We start from the raw sequence: 17,985 nt of genomic DNA, 5'->3' as shown, positions 1-17,985 counted from the left end.
CTTATTCGGCGATTAATCGTAATTGCTGAAGCGCGACAGCGGCGGCGGCGCGCTTGGCAGCGGCGTGTATCCCTGCACGCCCGTCTTGAACGCGGCGATCAGGCCGTTATCGACGCTCGTCAGCCCCTTGAGCACGAGTTGCGCTAATACGCGGGTCGCCGACGTCTGCTGATTCGACGTGTTCACGCCGTTCGCGTAGCGCTGAATCCCGACGCCCAACGCCCAGCAGTCGGCATCGTACTGGAAGCCGACGAGACCGTCGACAACCCGGCTCGACGCGAGATCGTAATTGAAGCGGCCGACCGCATAGAGCCGGCGTGTGAGCGGCCACTGCGCGGACACCAGGAACTGGTTGATCGGCTCGAGCGACAGCGTCGGGTTCTGGCGCGTATAGCGGTAGCCGACGTTGATCACGCGGCGCTCGCCAGGGCTGAAGCCGAAGCCGACGCTCGACTTGACGAGCTGGCCGTTGTCGGCGTTGTACTGGAACGCGGTTTCCGACGCGAAACCCGCGCCGAGCTTCACCGACGCGCCGAGAACCAGGTCCGAATGCCGTGCCTGGCCGGCCATTGCCGGCGTCGAGCCCAGCGTCACGCGCTGATCGGTGAAATAGTACTGCTGCGCGATCACGAAGCGCGCACGCTCGTCGCCTGTCTTGGCGTTGATGAAACGGGTGGTCAGCGCGGCCGTCAAGCGGTTCGCGTCGGCGATCCGGTCGTTGCCGACGAAGGTGTTCGGTGTGAAGATCTCGGCGAGCCCGAAGTCCGAATCCGCGGTGTCGAAGAGCGGCGCGTCCTGCTGGTTCCGGTACGGCGTGTACACGTAGTACAGCCGCGGCTCGAGCGTCTGGATGTAATCCTGGCCGAACAGGCGCACCGAGCGGTCGAACACGAGCCCCGTATCGAGGCTGAAGGTCGGGATCGAGTACGTGAAACGCTTCGGCTGGCCGGGAACGCCGCCCGTGGTGTTGGTCAGATCGTATGACGCGATGTGCAACTGCGCCTTCGGAACGACGAAGTAACCGGGTCCGTACAGCCCGTAGGAAATGTACGGGTTGAACATCACGCGGTCGCCTTCGCGCATGTCGGACGTCGTGATCCTGAAGCGCGAATAATCGGCTTCCGCGCCGAAGTCGAAGCCGCCGACATTGTATTTCGTGTACTTCACGTTCAACTGCGGCTCGCGGCCATACGGCGCGATCGACGGCGCGAGCGTCTGCCAGTGCTGGTAACGCCCGAGCACGGACCACGGCCCGTTGTTGTACGTGAGGCCGGCCTCCTGCTGGTACACCGTCTGAACGCCGCTCAGGAACTGGTTCGTCGAACCGAAGTTACCCGGATACGTGTTGTCCGAGACCTTGTTGTAGTTGATGTAGCCGCCGAAGCCGTGGCCGAAATTCTGCTGGTGCTGCCAGTAGAGCGCATAGCGGTTGCGATTCTCGATCCGGTCGTCCGGCAGGAATTCGCCCGTCAGCGTGCCGGCGTAGTTCGTCGACAGATAGCGGAACGTCGCCTGCGTGAACACGCCGCGCTTCGAGATGACGCGCGGCGTCAACGTCAGATCGCGGTTCGGCGCGATGTTGAAGTAGTACGGCAGCGAGAATTCGAAGCCGTTCGTCGAGCCGAGCGAAAACGTGGGCGGCAAGAAGCCGCTGCGGCGGTTGCCCGACAGTGGGAACGCGAGCCACGGACTGCCGAAAAGCGGCACGCCCTGGAAGAACAGCACGCCGTTTTTCGCGACGCCTTCGTCCGCGCCCGTATCGAAATCGAATTCGCTGCCCTTGATGTACCACGCCGGATGGGTTGCGCACTGGCAGCCAGTATAGGTGCCGTTCGTAAACACCGAGCGCTCGCCGTCGAGCAACTGCACGCGCTCCGCGCTCCCCGAGCCGCCCGTCGCCGCGAAATGGTATTTCGGCGTCGTCATGTAGCCCTGGTTCGCCTCTACCTTCAGGTGCGCCTCGGGGCCCGTGAACGTCGCGCCGCCGTTGGACACCGTCACCTTGCCGTAGGCGTCGGCGAGGTCCGTGTCCTCGTCGTAGTGGATCGCGTCCGCCTTGACGACCGCATTGCCCTTGCGGATCTCGGCCGAGCCCTTCGCGGCGAGATCCTGGTCGGCCGTGCCGCTCGCGTGATCGGCCAGCACGAACGCCGCGGGCTTGCCGTGCTCATTTTGCGAATGTTCGGTGAGTTGCGGCGCGAGGCGCAGATCCCACGGCGAACCGAGCGGCTGCGGCTCGGCCGCGGCGCCCGAAAGCTGGGCCTGCGACACCACCGGCACGAGGCCCGGTACGGCCAAAAGCGCGGCCGCGAGCCGCTTTTTGCGCGGGGCGGCATCGCAGGCTGGAACGAGCGGGAATTTCGGTTTAGGCGGCATCTATCGTTCGGCGAATCGTCCGTGTCAATATCCGGCCCGCATACCGCCACCCGCGCAATCGAACCGTGACTGCGGCTTCGCGCATACCGGGGGGAACGGGCAAAAACGATCGGCTTTGCGGGCGGCCGGCCCGCGCCAGCAGGAATTGATACGGGACGCGTCAAAAAAGTCGTGGGGTATTATATGGCAAGACGTTCCCCCTTCCCGACTTTCAATGACGCCGCACGCCGCCGACCCTCGCCTCACGCTCCTCACCGCCTGGCTTACCCCATTCGCCGACCGTTACGCGCTCGACCTCGCGACGCTCGCCCCCGCCTCGTCGGACGCGGGCTTTCGCCGCTATTTCCGTGTCTCGGCCGCCGCCGCGCCAGGCGGCACCGTGATCGCGGTCGACGCGCCGCCGCCCGAGAAATGCCGGGAATTCGTGCAGATCGCGCAACTGCTCGACGCCGCCGGCGTGCACGTGCCGAAAGTGCTCGAGCACGATTTCGACGCGGGCTTCATGCTCGTCAGCGATCTGGGCTCGCAGCCGTACATCTCGGTGCTCGACCCCGCCGCGCCTGCCGCCGCGCGGCCGCTGATGCGCGATGCGCTCGACACGCTGATCCGCTGGCAGCGCGCGACGCGCGAAGGCGTGCTGCCGCCGTTCGATGAAGCGTTCCTGCGCCGCGAGATGGAACTGATGCCCGAGTGGTATATCGGCCGGCATCTCGGCAAAACGCTCGACGAGCGCTCGCGCGGCGTGCTCGATCGCACGTTCGCGCTGCTGATCGCAAGCGCGGCCGCGCAGCCACAAGGCTACATGCTGCGCGATTTCATGCCCCGCAACCTGATGGTCGCGCAACCGAACCCCGGCGTGCTCGACTTCCAGGACGCCGTGCACGGGCCGCTCACATATGATGTCGTGTCGCTGCTGCGCGATGCGTTCATCAGTTGGGACGAGGCATTCGAGCTCGACTGCTTTGCGTATTACTGGGAGCAGGCGAAGAAGGCCGGGCTGCCCGTCGAGCCGGATTTCGGCGAGTTCTACCGGCAGCTCGAATGGATCGGGCTGCAGCGGCACATCAAGATCCTCGGCCTGTTTGCGCGAATCAATTATCGCGACGGCAAGCCGCACTATCTCGCCGATCTGCCGCGCTTCATCGGTTATGCGCGCAAGGTCGCGCTGCGCTACCGGCCGCTCGCGCCGTTCGCGAAGCTGCTCGACGAACTCGAAGACAAAACGGCCGAAGTCGGCTACACGTTCTGACCGGCACGATGACATACACCCTCGATACGGCGATGATCTTCGCCGCCGGGCGCGGCGAAAGGATGCGCCCGCTCACCGACACGACCCCGAAACCCCTGCTCGCGGCCGGCGGCAAACCGCTGATCGTCTGGCAGATCGAGCGGCTCGCGGCGGCCGGCATCGAAACGATCGTGATCAACCACGCGTGGCTCGGCCAGCAGTTCGAAGCCGCGCTCGGGGACGGCTCGCGCTGGGGCGTGCGGCTCGTCTACTCCGCCGAGGGCGATGCGCTCGAGACGGCGGGTGCAATCGCATACGCACGGCCGTTGATCGAGCGCGGGCGCGGGCCGACCGTGTTCATCGGCGTCGCGGGCGACATTTACGCGAACTTCGATTACACGATGCTGCGCGCGCGCGCAGCCGCGCTTGCCGCCTCGCCCGAGCCGGGGATGCATCTCGTGATGGTGCCGAACCCGGCGTTCCATCCGGCGGGCGATTTCGCGCTCGGCGAAGATGGGCTGCTGTCGCTCGACGGCGAGCCGCGCATCACATTCGGCAGCATCGCGCTGTACGACACGCGAATGTTCGACGACCTGCCCGCCGGCACGCGCCGCGCGCTCACGCCGTATTACCGCGGCGCGATCGCCGCGCGCCGCGCGACCGGTCAACTGTACGAAGGGATGTGGGAAAACGTCGGCACGCCCGCGCAATTGGGCGCGCTCGACGCCGCGCTGCGCACGGCGCGCTGACACGGCGCGCGCACGCGGCGGGCCGCACACCGGCGGAAAACGCCGGCGCGCAAAGTGGGCGGCGCCCCACGGCGAAATCGCGCACGCCGCATCGGCATTCATACGCGATCCCGCCGGAGTTCGACCTACCGCGCGATGTCATGCCGCGCGACACCGGCTTCATCACGCCTGCTGCGCCGCCCCCTGCTCAGCCGCGCGCTGCTGCAACGCCCACATCTGCGCATACAGCCCATGCGCGCGCAGCAGCGCATCGTGCGTGCCGCGCTCGACGATGCGCCCATGATCCATCACGAGAATCTGATCGGCATGCACGACAGTCGACAGACGATGCGCGATCACGAGCGTCGTCCGATGCCGCGCGATCTGCTCCAATTCGTGCTGGATCGCGCGCTCGGAGCGCGAATCGAGCGCGGACGTCGCCTCGTCGAACACCAGGATCGGCGGGTTCTTCAGAATCGTGCGCGCGATCGCGACGCGCTGCTTCTCGCCGCCCGACAGCTTGAGCCCGCGCTCGCCGACCGGCGTGTCATAGCCTTTCGGCAAACTCTCGACGAACGCATGAAGATGAGCCGCGCGCGCCGCGGCGATCACCTCGTCGCGCGTCGCGCTCGGCCGGCCATAGGCGATGTTGTAGTAGATCGTGTCGTTGAAGAGCACGGTGTCCTGCGGCACGATCCCGATCGATGCGCGCAGCGAATCCTGTTTCACGTCGCGGATGTCCTGCCCGTCGATCATGATCGCGCCGCCCGCCGTCCGGTCGAGATCGTAGAAGCGAAACAGCAGCCGCGCCAGCGTCGACTTGCCCGAGCCGCTATGACCGACGACCGCGGTCGTCGTGCCGGCCGCGATCGTGAAATCGACGTCGTGCAGGATCTGCCGCGATGGATCGTAGCCGAAGTTCACATGCGCGAAGCGCAGTGCCGCGCCGCGCACGTCGAGCGCCGGCGCGCCGGGCGCGTCGTCGACCTCGCGCGCGGCCGACAGCAGCCCGAACATCCGGTCCATGTCGGTCAGGCTCTGCTTCAGCTCACGATAGATGACGCCGAGAAAATTGAGCGGAATATAGAGCTGCAGCATGAAGGTGTTGATCAATACGAGATCGCCGAGCGTGAGCTTGCCGGCAAGCACGCCCTGGGTTGCGCGCCACAGGATGAACACGAGCCCTGTGCCGATGATCGCCTGCTGCCCGAAGTTGAGCAGCGACAGCGAATGCTGCGAGCGGATCGCCGCGCGGCGAAAGCGCGCGAGATTCTCGTCGTAGCGCCGCGCTTCCCATTCCTCGTTGCCGAAATACTTGACGGTCTCGTAGTTGATCAGCGAATCGATCGCGCGCGCATTCGCCCGCGAATCGAGTTCGTTCATCGTGCGCCGGAAATGCGTGCGCCACTCCGTCACCTTCACCGTGAATGCGATGTAAGCGACGAGCGCCGCGAGCGTCACATACGCGTAGTAGGCGTCATAGCGGAACGCGAAAAAGCCGAGCACGAGCCCCACTTCGACGAGCGTCGGCAGAATGCTGTACAGCGAGTATGAAATGAGCTGCTGGATACCGCGCGTGCCGCGCTCGATGTCGCGCGACATGCCGCCCGTCTGCCGCTCCAGATGAAACCGCAGCGACAGCCCGTGCAGATGCCGGAACACCTGCAGCGCGAGCCGCCGCACCGCGCTTTCAGTGACCTTCGAAAACAGAATCTCGCGCAGCTCGGTGAACAGCGACGTCGACAGCCGCACCAGCGCATACGCGATCACGAGCAGCCCGATGCCGCCGGCGAGCACGATGCCCGCCGACTGCTCGGCGCGGCCGAGCGCGGTGAGCTGATGAACGGCCGCGAGACTGTCGACGATCCGCTTCATGACGACGGGCACGCCGAGATTGGCGAGCTTCGCGCCGATCAGGCACGCGAGCGCGAACGCAACGCGCCATTTATAAGCCGTCAGGTAAGGCAGCAACGAGCGGATCGTCTGCCAGTCGTTGCGTGGTCCGGCGGCCGCCGGCACGGGCTCGGAGGAAGTGGAATAACGGCGCATGGGGAATCGGCCGAGCGGTGAGTCGGCGAACTTTCTCGTACAATTTCCGGATCGCCGTATTGTCGCAGAAGCCGGGATGCGCTGCTGCCTGCCCATGCCGGCTCGTTTCTTACAAGATGGAAGCTTCAACCATGACCGATTCGTCCCTGCCCGAACTCCCGCAAGAACCGCCCGCGCTGCGCGTCGTGCCGCAGCCGTCCGACGCCAACGTCCACGGCGACGTATTCGGCGGCTGGATCATGTCGCAGGTCGATATCGCGGGCTCGATTCCGGCAAGCCGCCGCGCGAACGGGCGGGTCGCGACGGTCGCGGTCAATTCGTTTCTGTTCAAGCAGCCGGTGTTCGTCGGCGATTTGCTGAGCTTCTACGCGCGTATCGTGAAAACGGGCAATACGTCGGTGACGGTGGAAGTCGAGGTGTATGCGCAACGGCTGAGTCTCATGAGCGAGGTCGTCAAGGTCACCGAGGCAACGCTCACCTACGTCGCGACCGGCAACGACCGCCGCCCCCGCCCGCTACCGCCCCTCGAATAAGCGCGGCCGCGCGGGCGCAAGCAAGCCGCGTGCTCGGCGCATGCGCTGCCGCCCCATCCGGCCATGCCGCGCGCGCCCAATGCGTACACGGTTACGCGCCGCTGCACAACCGCTGCGCACCTTGCCGGAGCGGCACAGTTCGATTCATGATGCGGCGAGCCCGAATTCGCGCATCGCCGGGATAAAGTCGTGGTTGAGCTTCGGCTTGCGCGACAGCTTTGTCAGCACGTAGCGTTGAAACGGCGTGAGCGCGGACCATTGCGCGGCCGACGGCGCCGGCAGCCCGGCAAGCACGCTTTGCGCGGCGAGCGCATCCGGCACCGCATCGGCGTTACGCCACGCCGGATGCTCTTCGGGTTGAAACCAGCTCGGCTCGACGCTCGCATGCGTGCGCAGCATCTCGAAGAGCGCGTGATCGAAATTCGGCTCGATCGCGACGTCTTCGTCGGCCGGGAAACACGCAAGCAGCTTGCGATCCTCGATCGGCAGCATCTGCCACTGCTCGAGCGAGATCCGCAGCCCGAAGCGATCGAGATTGAAACGCACGATCATCGGAATATAAGTCAGCCCCTGCGATGAAACGACCTCGAAATTGAACAGCAGCGGCGCGTCGCTCAGCCCCATGTTTGCCCCCATCCTGACGATTGCCGACCCATTGGGCCCGTCTGGAGTATTTTAGAACCTCCGCGGGCGGCGAGTACCGCCGCCCGCCGATCCGTATAAGGAGCCTGCCGTGAAGCTGTCCGAAGCCGCCGAACCCAGCGGCGTCGTCGAACTGCCGGTGCGCCGCCGGCGCGGCGACGCGATCGATGCAACCTTCGATCACGTCGGCCAGGAATGGCCGGTCGCGCTCGTCTTCAACGGCATCTCGCACGCGGTGATGATGTGCACACCACGCGATCTCGAGGCATTCGCGGTGGGCTTCGCGCTGTCGGAAGGCATCGTCGAGCGCGGCAGCGACGTGAAGGATATCGATGTGGTGCTGCGCGGCGACGGGCCAATCCCGCATGCCGAAGTCCAGTTGACGGTGGTCCAGCAGGCGTTCGCCGCCCTGAAGGAGCGGCGCCGCGCGCTCGCCGGCAGAACCGGCTGCGGCGTGTGCGGCATCGAGAGCATCGATCTGCTCGATCTCGCACCGCAGCGCGTGCCGGACCACGGCTTTCTCGCGCGGATCGCGCCGGACGCAATCGCGCGCGCTGCACGCGAGTTCCCCGCGCACCAAACGCTCACGCAGCAAACGGGCGGCCTGCACGCGGCCGCGTGGTGCGACGCGGCCGGCGCGATCCGGCACGCATTCGAGGACATCGGCCGCCACAACGCGCTCGACAAACTGATCGGCACGCTCACGCTCGAACGCGCTGATACGACCGACGGCTTCGTATTCCTGTCGAGCCGGGCCAGCTACGAGCTGGTGCGTAAGTCCGCGCGCGTCGGCATTCCGATGGTCGCGACGATCTCCGCGCCGTCGTCGCTTGCCGTCGAAATTGCGCGCCAGGCCGGGCTGCGGCTCGTGAGCTTCTGCCGGGAAGCCGGCTATGTCGATTACGGCACCGCCGGCGCATAGAAACCCGCCTCGCCGTCAAACATCTCGCGCGTGCAAGCGGCCGCCGCATTCACGCGCAGCGCACGTTGCAACGCGGGGGGCGGGCATTGAGCGCCGGATACCGAGTGCCGGGCGTCGGCCACCGAGCGTTAGGCGCTAACACCGAACACCGCATTGAACAGATTGCCGAACGGACGCCGCTGCGTGACGGCAATCGCGGGCAACACGGCAAGCACCACACGGCGATGCGCGCGCCGCCGCATTCGCACACCGCCGCCTCACCGCGCGCACCAATCAGTCGAACTGCTGGAAGTTCGGCTTACGTTTTTCGAAGAACGCGCTGATCGCTTCGCGCACTTCGGGCGAGCGCAACATCGCGCCGAAGTGCTCGGCTTCGTCCGTCATCCGCGTGGCAATGGCGGCGCCTTCCGTCGCTCTGAGCAGCGCCTTCGTCACGCGCAGCGACGACGCCGGCAACGCGACGAGCTTGGCCGCCTGCTTCGCCGCGAACGCATCGAGTTCGGCCGCCGGCAGCACGCGGTTCACTAGACCGATGCGGTGCGCTTCGAGCGCATCGAACGGCTCGCCGAGCAAAAGCTTCTCGGCCGCCACCTGATAGCCGGAAAGGCGCGGCAGCAATAGGCTCGACGCCGCTTCCGGGCACAGCGCGAGCTGCACGAACGGCAGCGACAATTGCGCGGTATCGGCCGCGTAGACGAGATCGCAATGCAGCAGCAGCGTCACGCCGATGCCAACCGCCACGCCCTCGACAGCCGCGACGATCGGCTTCTCCAGCGTGCTGATCTGCCTCAGGAACTGGAACACAGGCGCGTCCTGATCCTTCGGCGGCGTCTTCATGAAATCCTCGAGATCGTTGCCGGCGGTGAAGTGGCCGTCGCTGCCGCGAATCAGCACCGCGCGCACCGATTTATCTTCCCGCGCCGACTTGAGCGCGTCGGCCATCGTCTGATACATCGCCAACGTGATCGCATTGCGCTTCGCCGGACGCGCGAGCGTGATCGTCAGCACGCCGTCGGCGTTTTCGAGCTGGATATCCATCTGAATCATCTCCTGGGGCCGCTTGCACAGACGCCCCGGCTGTCTCGTTCCAAAAAAAACGGTGCGCGAGCTGGCCGCCCGCGCACCGTCGTCATGCCATGCGAACTCCGCTCAGAGCCGCTCGATGATGCCCGCCGCGCCCATGCCGGTGCCGACGCACATCGTCACCATCCCATACTTCAGGTTGCGACGGCGCAAGCCGTGCACGACCGTCGCAGCGCGAATCGCGCCCGTCGCGCCGAGCGGATGGCCGAGCGCGATCGCGCCGCCAAGCGGGTTCACCTTGGCCGGATCGAGGCCGAGTTCGCGGATCACGGCAAGCGATTGCGCGGCAAACGCCTCGTTCAGCTCGATCCAGTCGATATCGTCCTGTTTCAGACCTGCGGCCTTCAGCGCGGCCGGAATCGCTTCCTTCGGGCCGATGCCCATGATTTCCGGCGGCACGCCGCGCACCGCGAAGCTGACGAAGCGTGCGAGCGGCGTCAGGTTGAATTGCTTGAGCACCTTCTCCGACACGACAAGCAGCGCACCCGCGCCGTCCGACGTCTGCGAGCTGTTACCCGCCGTCACCGAGCCCTTGTTCGCAAACGTCGGGCGCAGCTTCGCGAGCGCTTCGAGCGACGTATCCGCGCGTGGACCTTCGTCGAGCTTCAATTCGCGCGTCTTCACGACGATCTCACCCGTTGCGAGATCCGGAAAGCGCTCGGTGATCGTGTACGGCGCGATCTCGCCCGCGAATTCGCCCGCCTGCTGCGCGGCGATTGCCCGGCGGTGCGATTCGAGCGAGAACGCATCCTGGTCCTCGCGGCTCACCTTCCACTGGTCGGCAACGCGCTCGCCCGTCAGACCCATCCCGTAGGCGATCCCGAAGTCTTCGCTGCGATCGAAGATATGCGGTGACATCGACGGCTTGTTGCCCATCATCGGCACCATGCTCATCGATTCGGTGCCGGCCGCGAAAATCGCGTCCGATTCGCCGACGCGAATGCGGTCCGCCGCCATCGCAAGCGCGGTGACGCCCGACGCGCAGAAGCGATTGACCGTCACGCCGCCGACCGTCTGCGGCAGGCCCGCCAGCAATGCGCCCATCCGGGCGATGTTCAGGCCCTGCTCGGCTTCCGGAATCGCGCAGCCGACGATCGCGTCCTCGATCAGCTTCGTGTCGAACTCCGGCACTTGCGCAACCGCGGCCTTGATCGCGTGGACCAGCAGCTCTTCCGGGCGCGTGTTCTTGAATGCACCGCGCGGCGCCTTGCCGATCGGCGTGCGGCTTGCGGCGACGATGTATGCGTCTTGCAACTGTTTGCTCATTTCAGGCTCCTTTGCAAGGCTCAGTTAGTTCCGAACCGGCTTGCCGGTCTGCAACATGCCCATGATCCGCTCCTGCGTCTTTTGCGTGCCCAGCAGCTCGACGAATGCACGGCGTTCGAGCGCAAGCAGCCAGTCTTCGTCGACCGTGCTGCCGCCTTCGACGTCGCCGCCGCACACCGCTTCGGCAATGCGGCTCGCGATCAGGAAATCGTGATCGCTGATGAAGCGGCCATCACGCAGATTGACGAGCTGCGCCTTGATGGTCGCGATGCCCGAGCGGCCGGCGACCGGAATCGCCTTCGCCTTCAGCGGCGGGCGATATCCCGCGTCGGCAAGCGCCCGCGCTTCCTTCTTCGCGATATCGAGCAGCTCGAATACATTGAAGACGATCGTGTCCGACGGTTTCAGATAGCCCATCGCGCGCGCCTCGTGCGCGGACATCGATACCTTCGCCGTCGCCGCGTTCTCGAACGGTTTCGTGAGGAACTTCAGCAAATCGTTCGTCGCGTTCGCCGCCGCGGCCGCTTCAGCCGCCCGCACCGCCGCTTCCTTCAGGCCGCCGCCGCCCGGCACGAGACCGACGCCGACCTCGACGAGGCCGATGTAGCTCTCGACATGCACGACGCGCTTCGCGCTGGACAACATCAGCTCGCAGCCGCCGCCGAGCGCCAGGCCCGACACCGCCGCGACAACCGGCACGTTCGCGTACTTGACGCGCATCAGGCCGTCCTGGAATTTCTTCACGAACGGCTCGATACCCTTCGCGCCGCCCATCATGAACGCGGGCATCGCCTCTTCCAGGTTCGCGCCGGCCGAGAACGGCCCGCCCGGGTTGCCCAGCTTCAGCGACGACGGCTGCCAGACCACCACCGCCTTGTAATCCTTCTCGGCCAACTCGATCGCCTGCGCGAGGCCGTCGATCACGCCCGCGCCGATCGTGTTCATCTTCGTCTTGAACGACACGATCACGACATCGTCCTCTCCCGCGCGGTCATCGACCCAGATGCGCACCGAATCGTTCTCGGCGAGCGTCTTGCCGAACTTGAGCGGATCGCGGCCGGTCTCGCCCAGAAGCGGCGCACGAAACACCTGGCGCTCATAGACGGGCAGTGTCGAGCGCGGCACGAAAGCCTTCGCGGCCGGCGACCACGAGCCTTCCTCCGTATGCACGCCGCCCTTCTCGGCGACCGGGCCTTCGAGCACCCATGCGGGCAGCGGCACGTTCGCGAGCGTCTTGCCGGCGGCGATGTCCTCCTGCACCCACTCGGCGATCTGCTTCCAGCCAGCAGCCTGCCAGCCTTCGAACGGACCGTCGCTCCAGCCGAAGCCCCAGCGGATCGCGAGGTCGACGTCGCGCGCATTGTCGGCGATCGATTCGAGGTGGAACGCGATGTAGTGGAACACGTCACGGAAGATCGACCACAGGAACTGCGCGTGCGGATGCTGCGTCTCGCGCAGCAGCTTCAGGCGCTCGGCCGGCGGGCGCTTCAGAATGCGCGCGACGGTCTCGTCCGCCTTGGCGCCGCCGTCGACGTAGGCGCCCGTTTTCGGATCGAGCACCTTGATCGCCTTGCCTTCCTTCTTGTAGAAACCGCCGCCCGACTTCTGCCCCAGCGCGCCCTGCTCGACGAGCTTCGCGAGCACGGCCGGCGTCTTGTAGACCGGGAAGAACGGATCGTCGGCGAGGTTGTCCTGCATCGTCTTGATCACGTGCGCCATCGTGTCGAGGCCGACCACGTCCGCGGTACGGAACGTCGCCGACTTCGCACGGCCCAGACGGCTGCCCGTCAGATCGTCGACTTCGTCAAAACGCAGGCCGAACTTCTCGGCCTCGGTGATCACCGCGAGAATCGAGAAGATGCCGACACGGTTCGCAATGAAGTTCGGCGTATCCTTCGCGCGCACCACGCCCTTGCCGACGACGCTCGTCAGGAAGGTCTCGAGCTGGTCGAGAATCTCGGGGCGCGTATGGGCGGTCGGGATCAGCTCGACCAGGTGCATGTAGCGCGGCGGGTTGAAGAAGTGCACGCCGCAGAAACGCGCCTTCAACTCGTCGGCGAAACCGTCGGACAGCTTCGTGATCGACAGGCCCGACGTGTTGGTCGCGAAAATCGCGTTCGGCGCGATATGCGGCGCGACCTTCTTGTATAAATCGTGCTTCCAGTCCATCCGCTCGGCAATCGCCTCGATCACGAGATCGCACTCGGCGAGCTTCGCGATGTCGTCGTCATAGTTCGCGGGCTCGAGATATTGCGCGTCATCCTTCACGCCGAACGGCGCCGGCGACAGCTTCTTCAAGCCCTCGATCGCCTTCAGCGCGATGCCGTTCTTCGGACCTTCCTTGGCGGGCAGATCGAACAGCAGCACCGGCACGCGCGCATTGACGAGATGCGCGGCGATCTGCGCTCCCATCACGCCGGCGCCCAGCACGGCGACCTTGCGAATGTTGAATTTGCTCACAGTACTCTCTCTCCGGATTGAGCCGCGAATCGCGGGGCGGTAAGCGCCGCGCGCGGCAAATGAGTGCTACGAATTCGGGCGGTCCGGGCGGCGGGCGCCGCCCGGACCGCATCGCATCAGAACAGCGCTTCGTCGACTTCCATCAACGTCTTCGAGCCTGCGCGGGCGAGGCGGATCGACGCGGCCGTTTCCGGCAACAGACGCGCGAAATAGAAACGCGCGGTCGCAAGCTTCGATTTGTAGAACGGATCGCCCGACGCTTCCTTGTCGAGCGCGATGCGCGCCATGCGCGCCCAGAAGTACGCGAACACCAGATGGCCGACGGTGCGCAGGTACGGCACGGCCGCCGCGCCGACTTCATCCGGGTTCTGCATCGCCTTCATGCCGATTTCCATCGTCAGCTTCTGCACCTTCTCGCCGATATCGGCGAGCGGCGTGACGAATTCGGACATCTCCGGCTTCACGCCTTCGGTCTCGACGAACTCGGTGACGATCTTGCCGAACTTCTTGAGCTTCGCGCCCATGTCGCCGAGCACCTTGCGCCCGAGCAGGTCGAGCGCCTGAACCGAGTTCGTGCCTTCATAGATCATGTTGATCCGAGCGTCGCGCACATACTGCTCCATTCCCCACTCGGAAATGAAGCCGTGGCCGCCAAACACCTGCATCGCGTGATTCGTGCATTCGAACGCGTTGTCGGTCAGGAATGCCTTGATGATCGGCGTGAGCAGCGCGACGAGATCGTCCGCGTCCTTTCTCACCGCTTCGTCCGAATGCGACAGATATTTGTCGATCTGCAGAGCCGACCAGTAAGTGAACGCACGCGCGCCTTCCGCGTAAGCCTTCTGCGTGAGCAGCATGCGGCGCACGTCCGGGTGAACGATGATCGGATCGGCCGGCTTGTCCGGCGCCTTCGGGCCCGTCAGCGAGCGCATCTGCAGCCGCTCCTTCGCATAGGCGAGCGAGTTCTGGTACGCGACTTCGGTGAGGCCCAGGCCCTGCATCCCGACGCCCAGACGCGCGGCGTTCATCATCACGAACATCGCGTTCAAGCCCTTGTTCGGCTCGCCGACCAGCCAGCCCTTCGCGTTGTCGAGGTTCATCACGCAGGTCGAATTGCCGTGAATGCCCATCTTGTGCTCGATCGAACCGCACTTGATGCCATTGCGCTCGCCCGGCTCGCCCGACGCATCAGGGATGAACTTCGGCACGATGAACAGCGAAATGCCCTTCGTGCCCTTGGGCGCGTCCGGCAGGCGCGCGAGCACGAGGTGGATGATGTTCGACGACATGTCGTGCTCGCCGCTCGAAATGAAGATCTTGGTGCCGGAGATCGCATACGAGCCGTCGCCGCTCGGCTCGGCCTTCGTGCGCAGGATGCCGAGATCGGTGCCGCAGTGCGGCTCGGTCAGACACATCGTCCCGGTCCATTCACCGGAAACGAGCTTCGGCAGATATTGCTTCTGCAACTCGGGCGCGCCGTGCGCGTGCAGGCACTCGTAAGCGCCGTGCGACAGGCCCGGATACATCGTCCATGCCTGGTTCGCCGAGTTCAGCATTTCATACAGCGCGTTGTTGACGAACGCGGGCAGCCCCTGGCCGCCGTAGTCCGGATCGCAGCCGAGCGCCGGCCAGCCGGCCTCGACGTATTGCCGATACGCTTCCTTGAAACCCGTCGGCGTCGTCACGACGCCGTCGCCGGCATAGGTGCAGCCCTCGCGATCGCCAACCTGGTTGAGCGGATAAATCACTTCCGAGCAGAACTTGCCCGCCTCCTCGAGCACTTGGTTGATCGTGTCGGCGTCGAGATCCGCGTGCTTCGGCATCTGCTTGACCTCGGCTTCGACATTCAGAAGCTCGTGCAACACGAATTGCATGTCGCGCAACGGCGCGGCGTACTGTCCCATGACTCTCTCTCCAAGAATGGCAATCGGCTCAAGCTCCCGGCGGACTCACTGATGACCGCTAACGGCTCTCGCTCTGGTACGAAACAATCGTCTTTTCAAGTGCGGCCCACGTGAGGCTCACGGCGCCCGGCTGATGCAGGAAACGGGCGTCGTGGTGCAGACCGAGCGTGAAACTGTACAACTCGAACAGCATCAGGTCCGGATCGGTATCCGGGCGCAGATGCCCCTCTTCCTTCGCCTGCGAAATCGCTCGCAGCAACGCAGTGCGCCAGGTCCGCACGCTCGCGAACAGTTGTTCGCGCACGGGGCTGTCCGGACGATCGTCGTACTCGACAGCCCCGCTGATGTAGATGCATCCCGTCGTCACCTCCTGGATGCGCTTCTCCATCCAGCGAGCCAGCATCGCACGCAAGCGCGGCAGACCACGCGGCTCACGCAAGCTCGGGAAGAACACCTCCTCCTCGAAGCGGCGGTGATACTCGCGCACGACCTCGACCTGCAGGTCATCACGCGACCCGAAGTGCGCAAACACACCACTCTTGCTCATTTGCATCCGTTCGGCCAACATGCCGATCGTCAGACCCTCGAGTCCGTCACGGCTCGCCAGGTCCAAGGCTGCATCGAGGATTGCGGCACGCGTCTGTTCGCCTTTTCGCATAGCTTTTTAGTAACCGTTCCTAGTGGCTGAATAAAATCGAACGGCCGTACTATTATTGAGTGCAGCCGCTGGCGAAACAAGGAAATTATTAGAAATCGGTTTCTAACCGGCCCGTCGTTTCACAAAGCCCGTTCACCGATGAGCGGAACCCCGCGGGAATCCCGGCACGCCCACACAATTAAGCGGACGCTTAGTCGTAGCCGCCAACCGTGAGCAGCTTCATCGCGCCACGATACACGGTATAGGCAAACCAATTGACGAACCGTTCGACGGCCGGCCGCACCGCGTAGCGCGCCGGATCGATCACGCGGCCGTCGGCGAATGCGGCGGCGATCGCATTGCGCAGCGCGGCAATTTCGTCACGATGTCTGACGAGCACGACGTTCGCCTCATTGTTCAACATCAGGCTCAGCGCGTCGAGGTTGGACGAGCCGACTGTCGCCCAGTGATCGTCGATCACCGCGACCTTGCCGTGCAGCATCGTCTTGTCGTATTCGGCCACGTGCACGCCCGCGCGCAGCAATGCATGATAGAGGAACGGCACCGCCATATCGAGCGATGCGAACTCGTTGCGCCCGATCAGAATCCGCACGTCGACGCCGCGGCGCGCGGCGCCGGTAAGCGCGCGGCGCAGCTTTCTGCCCGGCATGAAATACGGATTCGCGAGCAGAATCGCATGCCGCGCGCGGCCGATCGCCGCGAGATACGCCTTCTCGATCGCGCGGCGGTTCAGCACGTTGTCGCGCGCGACGAACGCGACGCTCGGCTCGGTCACCATGCGCAACGCGCCCGCCTTCACCCAGCGGTGGCTGCGCATCCAGCGGCGAAAGCGCGCGGCAAACGCAGCGCGGTCGGCATTGCCGCCCGGCAAAAGATCGTCCGCATAGCGCTTGTGCCCGACGGCGATCCGATACCACTGGACTTCGAACGCGGCGCGCACGTCGGCAACGACGGGCCCTTGCAGCTCCAGCGCGAAATCCCAGCGCGGAAACGGCAGCCGCGTGCCGTTCTGGTCGTAGTCGTCGACGATGTTGATGCCGCCGCAAAACGCATGGGCATCGTCGATGAACGCGAGCTTGCGATGGGTGCGCGAGAAGCCGAAACGGCCGAACAGGTAAGGATTGTAGATCCGGTGCTCGATGCCCGCGGACGCCCACTCGCCAAACAGCGGCAGCCGCGCCGTGCCGATGCCGTCGGTGATCACCCGCACGCGCACACCGCGCTGCGCCGCGCGCAACAGCGCATCGGAGACCGCGCGCCCCACCGGGTCGTCGCAAAATATATAGGTTTCGAGCGCGATCTCGCTGCGCGCCGTGTCGATTCGCGCGACCAGCGCGGGAAAGAATGCTTCACCGCCGTGGCAAAGCCGCACCGTATTGCCGGACGTGAACGCGAGCCGCGACGCGGAACCGCGCTGCCGCACGAACATCCGCCGCCACTGCGCGAGCCGGCGCCGCGCGCGCGCGCTCATGCGGCGCGCGCGCCGATGCGCTGCGGCAATTGCAGGATCGCTTCGGCGTTCGACGGCGAATAGCAGCGTGCGGCGGCTTCGCGATAAGGCAGCCACAGGTAGTCGGTGTGCTCGCGCGGCGACAGCGTCACGTCGATGCGCGCCGGCACCTCGAGGCTGAACCAATGCTCGGTGTTGCGCGTGACGCCGGGGGCGTAGCGGTGCAGGTAATGCGGGTAGATCGCGTATTCGATCCGGTGCCGCCAATCGACGAGCGCGTCGGCCGGCACGCCCGCGCTGCCGACGACGATACCCGTCTCCTCGGCGACTTCGCGCGCGGCGGTCAAAGCGAGCGGCTCGTCGAGCGCGTCCTTCGACCCTGTCACGGATTGCCAGAAATCGGGCTGATCGGCACGCTTGATGATGAGCACGTCGAGCGCGCGCGTGTGGATCACGACGAGAACGGATTCGGGAATTTTCGGCGGTTTCGTCATCGGGATGTCATCGGCGCCCGCCCGCTCGATGCGGCGGATGACGCAGCGCCGTCAAGAAGCCATGACGCCGACTGTACCGCAAAATGACGACGAAAAAACACAAAGGGCGCATCTGCGCCCTTTGTGTGTGGTCCTGCCTGCATTGCCGGGAGCGGTTCGTTCGATCGGCCCGCCCGCATGCGCCAACGCGGG

Annotated in this window: 14 protein-coding genes; 4 read left to right on the top strand and 10 right to left on the bottom strand. The window is 65.3% G+C overall.

The features are described 5' to 3' along the window. Positions 1 to 12: 12 nt before the first annotated feature. Positions 13 to 2,376 (bottom strand): LPS-assembly protein LptD, encoded by a 2,364-nt coding sequence (locus WS68_RS08060; protein ID WP_059570296.1) that lies wholly within the window; start codon positions 2,374 to 2,376, stop codon positions 13 to 15. A 214-nt stretch (positions 2,377 to 2,590) separates the two neighbouring features. Here WS68_RS08060 and WS68_RS08055 point away from each other — a divergent pair, with 214 nt between their 5' ends. Together WS68_RS08055 and murU are read left to right on the top strand one after the other, a co-directional pair. Beyond that, a complete protein-coding gene (locus tag WS68_RS08055) occupies positions 2,591 to 3,625 on the top strand; it encodes an aminoglycoside phosphotransferase family protein (protein ID WP_059570295.1) in 1,035 nt (344 codons plus the stop codon). A gap of 8 nt (positions 3,626 to 3,633) precedes the next feature. After that, on the top strand, positions 3,634 to 4,353 hold the full coding sequence (murU, locus tag WS68_RS08050; protein ID WP_059570294.1) for an N-acetylmuramate alpha-1-phosphate uridylyltransferase MurU: 720 nt from the start codon (positions 3,634 to 3,636) through the stop codon (positions 4,351 to 4,353). A 162-nt stretch (positions 4,354 to 4,515) separates the two neighbouring features. On the opposite strand, the gene WS68_RS08045 is transcribed toward murU, so the two are convergent. Then, positions 4,516 to 6,381, bottom strand: a complete 1,866-nt coding sequence (locus WS68_RS08045; RefSeq protein ID WP_059570293.1) for an ABCB family ABC transporter ATP-binding protein/permease — start codon at positions 6,379 to 6,381, stop codon at positions 4,516 to 4,518. A 131-nt stretch (positions 6,382 to 6,512) separates the two neighbouring features. Here WS68_RS08045 and WS68_RS08040 point away from each other — a divergent pair, with 131 nt between their 5' ends. Further along, positions 6,513 to 6,914, top strand: coding sequence for an acyl-CoA thioesterase (locus WS68_RS08040; RefSeq protein WP_059519583.1), 402 nt, complete (start codon positions 6,513 to 6,515; stop codon positions 6,912 to 6,914). Between the two features lie 144 nt (positions 6,915 to 7,058). Here WS68_RS08040 and WS68_RS08035 read toward each other — a convergent pair whose 3' ends face one another. Next, complete coding sequence (locus WS68_RS08035; RefSeq protein ID WP_059570292.1) at positions 7,059 to 7,538, bottom strand: nitrate reductase associated protein; 480 nt, start codon at positions 7,536 to 7,538, stop codon at positions 7,059 to 7,061. A gap of 109 nt (positions 7,539 to 7,647) precedes the next feature. On the opposite strand from WS68_RS08035, the gene fdhD reads away from it, so the two are divergent. Next, on the top strand, positions 7,648 to 8,478 hold the full coding sequence (fdhD, locus tag WS68_RS08030) for a formate dehydrogenase accessory sulfurtransferase FdhD (protein WP_059570291.1): 831 nt from the start codon (positions 7,648 to 7,650) through the stop codon (positions 8,476 to 8,478). A 273-nt stretch (positions 8,479 to 8,751) separates the two neighbouring features. Here the strand turns inward: fdhD and WS68_RS08025 are convergent, their stop codons facing one another. The 7 genes from WS68_RS08025 to nudB all read right to left on the bottom strand — a co-directional run bounded on the left by WS68_RS08025 (position 8,752) and on the right by nudB (position 17,793). Then, positions 8,752 to 9,516 carry an enoyl-CoA hydratase gene (locus tag WS68_RS08025; RefSeq protein WP_059570290.1) on the bottom strand — a complete coding sequence of 255 codons (765 nt, stop codon included), beginning with the start codon at positions 9,514 to 9,516 and terminating at the stop codon, positions 8,752 to 8,754. 111 nt (positions 9,517 to 9,627) lie between these two features. Then, positions 9,628 to 10,827 (bottom strand): acetyl-CoA C-acyltransferase, encoded by a 1,200-nt coding sequence (locus WS68_RS08020; protein WP_059570289.1) that lies wholly within the window; start codon positions 10,825 to 10,827, stop codon positions 9,628 to 9,630. A gap of 24 nt (positions 10,828 to 10,851) precedes the next feature. Next, complete coding sequence (locus WS68_RS08015) at positions 10,852 to 13,287, bottom strand: 3-hydroxyacyl-CoA dehydrogenase/enoyl-CoA hydratase family protein (protein ID WP_059570288.1); 2,436 nt, start codon at positions 13,285 to 13,287, stop codon at positions 10,852 to 10,854. Between the two features lie 116 nt (positions 13,288 to 13,403). Then, entirely contained in the window at positions 13,404 to 15,191 is a 1,788-nt protein-coding gene (locus WS68_RS08010; RefSeq protein WP_059570287.1) for an acyl-CoA dehydrogenase C-terminal domain-containing protein, read from the bottom strand. Positions 15,192 to 15,249: 58 nt separating this feature from the next. Beyond that, positions 15,250 to 15,849 carry a TetR/AcrR family transcriptional regulator gene (locus WS68_RS08005; protein WP_059570286.1) on the bottom strand — a complete coding sequence of 200 codons (600 nt, stop codon included), beginning with the start codon at positions 15,847 to 15,849 and terminating at the stop codon, positions 15,250 to 15,252. Positions 15,850 to 16,039: 190 nt separating this feature from the next. Continuing rightward, positions 16,040 to 17,320 carry a cardiolipin synthase ClsB gene (gene clsB, locus WS68_RS08000; protein ID WP_059570285.1) on the bottom strand — a complete coding sequence of 427 codons (1,281 nt, stop codon included), beginning with the start codon at positions 17,318 to 17,320 and terminating at the stop codon, positions 16,040 to 16,042. Beyond that, positions 17,317 to 17,793 carry a dihydroneopterin triphosphate diphosphatase gene (nudB, locus tag WS68_RS07995; RefSeq protein ID WP_059570284.1) on the bottom strand — a complete coding sequence of 159 codons (477 nt, stop codon included), beginning with the start codon at positions 17,791 to 17,793 and terminating at the stop codon, positions 17,317 to 17,319. The genes clsB and nudB overlap by 4 nt, the downstream gene beginning before the upstream one ends. Between the last annotated feature and the right edge of the window lie 192 nt (positions 17,794 to 17,985).

Origin of the sequence: Burkholderia sp. TSV86 (genome assembly GCF_001522865.1) — a bacterium.
Classification (GTDB): domain Bacteria; phylum Pseudomonadota; class Gammaproteobacteria; order Burkholderiales; family Burkholderiaceae; genus Burkholderia.
This window is presented reverse-complemented; position numbering and strand designations above follow the sequence as displayed.

Bases quoted from the DNA above. Each gene is read 5' to 3' on its own strand.
- WS68_RS08060 (WP_059570296.1), bottom strand. From the start codon at position 2,376: ATGCCGCCTAAACCGAAATTCCCGCTCGTTCCAGCCTGCGATGCCGCC.
- WS68_RS08055 (WP_059570295.1), top strand. From the start codon at position 2,591: ATGACGCCGCACGCCGCCGACCCTCGCCTCACGCTCCTCACCGCCTGG.
- murU (WP_059570294.1), top strand. From the start codon at position 3,634: ATGACATACACCCTCGATACGGCGATGATCTTCGCCGCCGGGCGCGGC.
- WS68_RS08045 (WP_059570293.1), bottom strand. From the start codon at position 6,381: ATGCGCCGTTATTCCACTTCCTCCGAGCCCGTGCCGGCGGCCGCCGGA.
- WS68_RS08040 (WP_059519583.1), top strand. From the start codon at position 6,513: ATGACCGATTCGTCCCTGCCCGAACTCCCGCAAGAACCGCCCGCGCTG.
- WS68_RS08035 (WP_059570292.1), bottom strand. From the start codon at position 7,538: ATGGGGCTGAGCGACGCGCCGCTGCTGTTCAATTTCGAGGTCGTTTCA.
- WS68_RS08025 (WP_059570290.1), bottom strand. From the start codon at position 9,516: ATGGATATCCAGCTCGAAAACGCCGACGGCGTGCTGACGATCACGCTC.
- WS68_RS08020 (WP_059570289.1), bottom strand. From the start codon at position 10,827: ATGAGCAAACAGTTGCAAGACGCATACATCGTCGCCGCAAGCCGCACG.
- WS68_RS08010 (WP_059570287.1), bottom strand. From the start codon at position 15,191: ATGGGACAGTACGCCGCGCCGTTGCGCGACATGCAATTCGTGTTGCAC.
- WS68_RS08005 (WP_059570286.1), bottom strand. From the start codon at position 15,849: ATGCGAAAAGGCGAACAGACGCGTGCCGCAATCCTCGATGCAGCCTTG.
- clsB (WP_059570285.1), bottom strand. From the start codon at position 17,320: ATGAGCGCGCGCGCGCGGCGCCGGCTCGCGCAGTGGCGGCGGATGTTC.
- nudB (WP_059570284.1), bottom strand. From the start codon at position 17,793: ATGACGAAACCGCCGAAAATTCCCGAATCCGTTCTCGTCGTGATCCAC.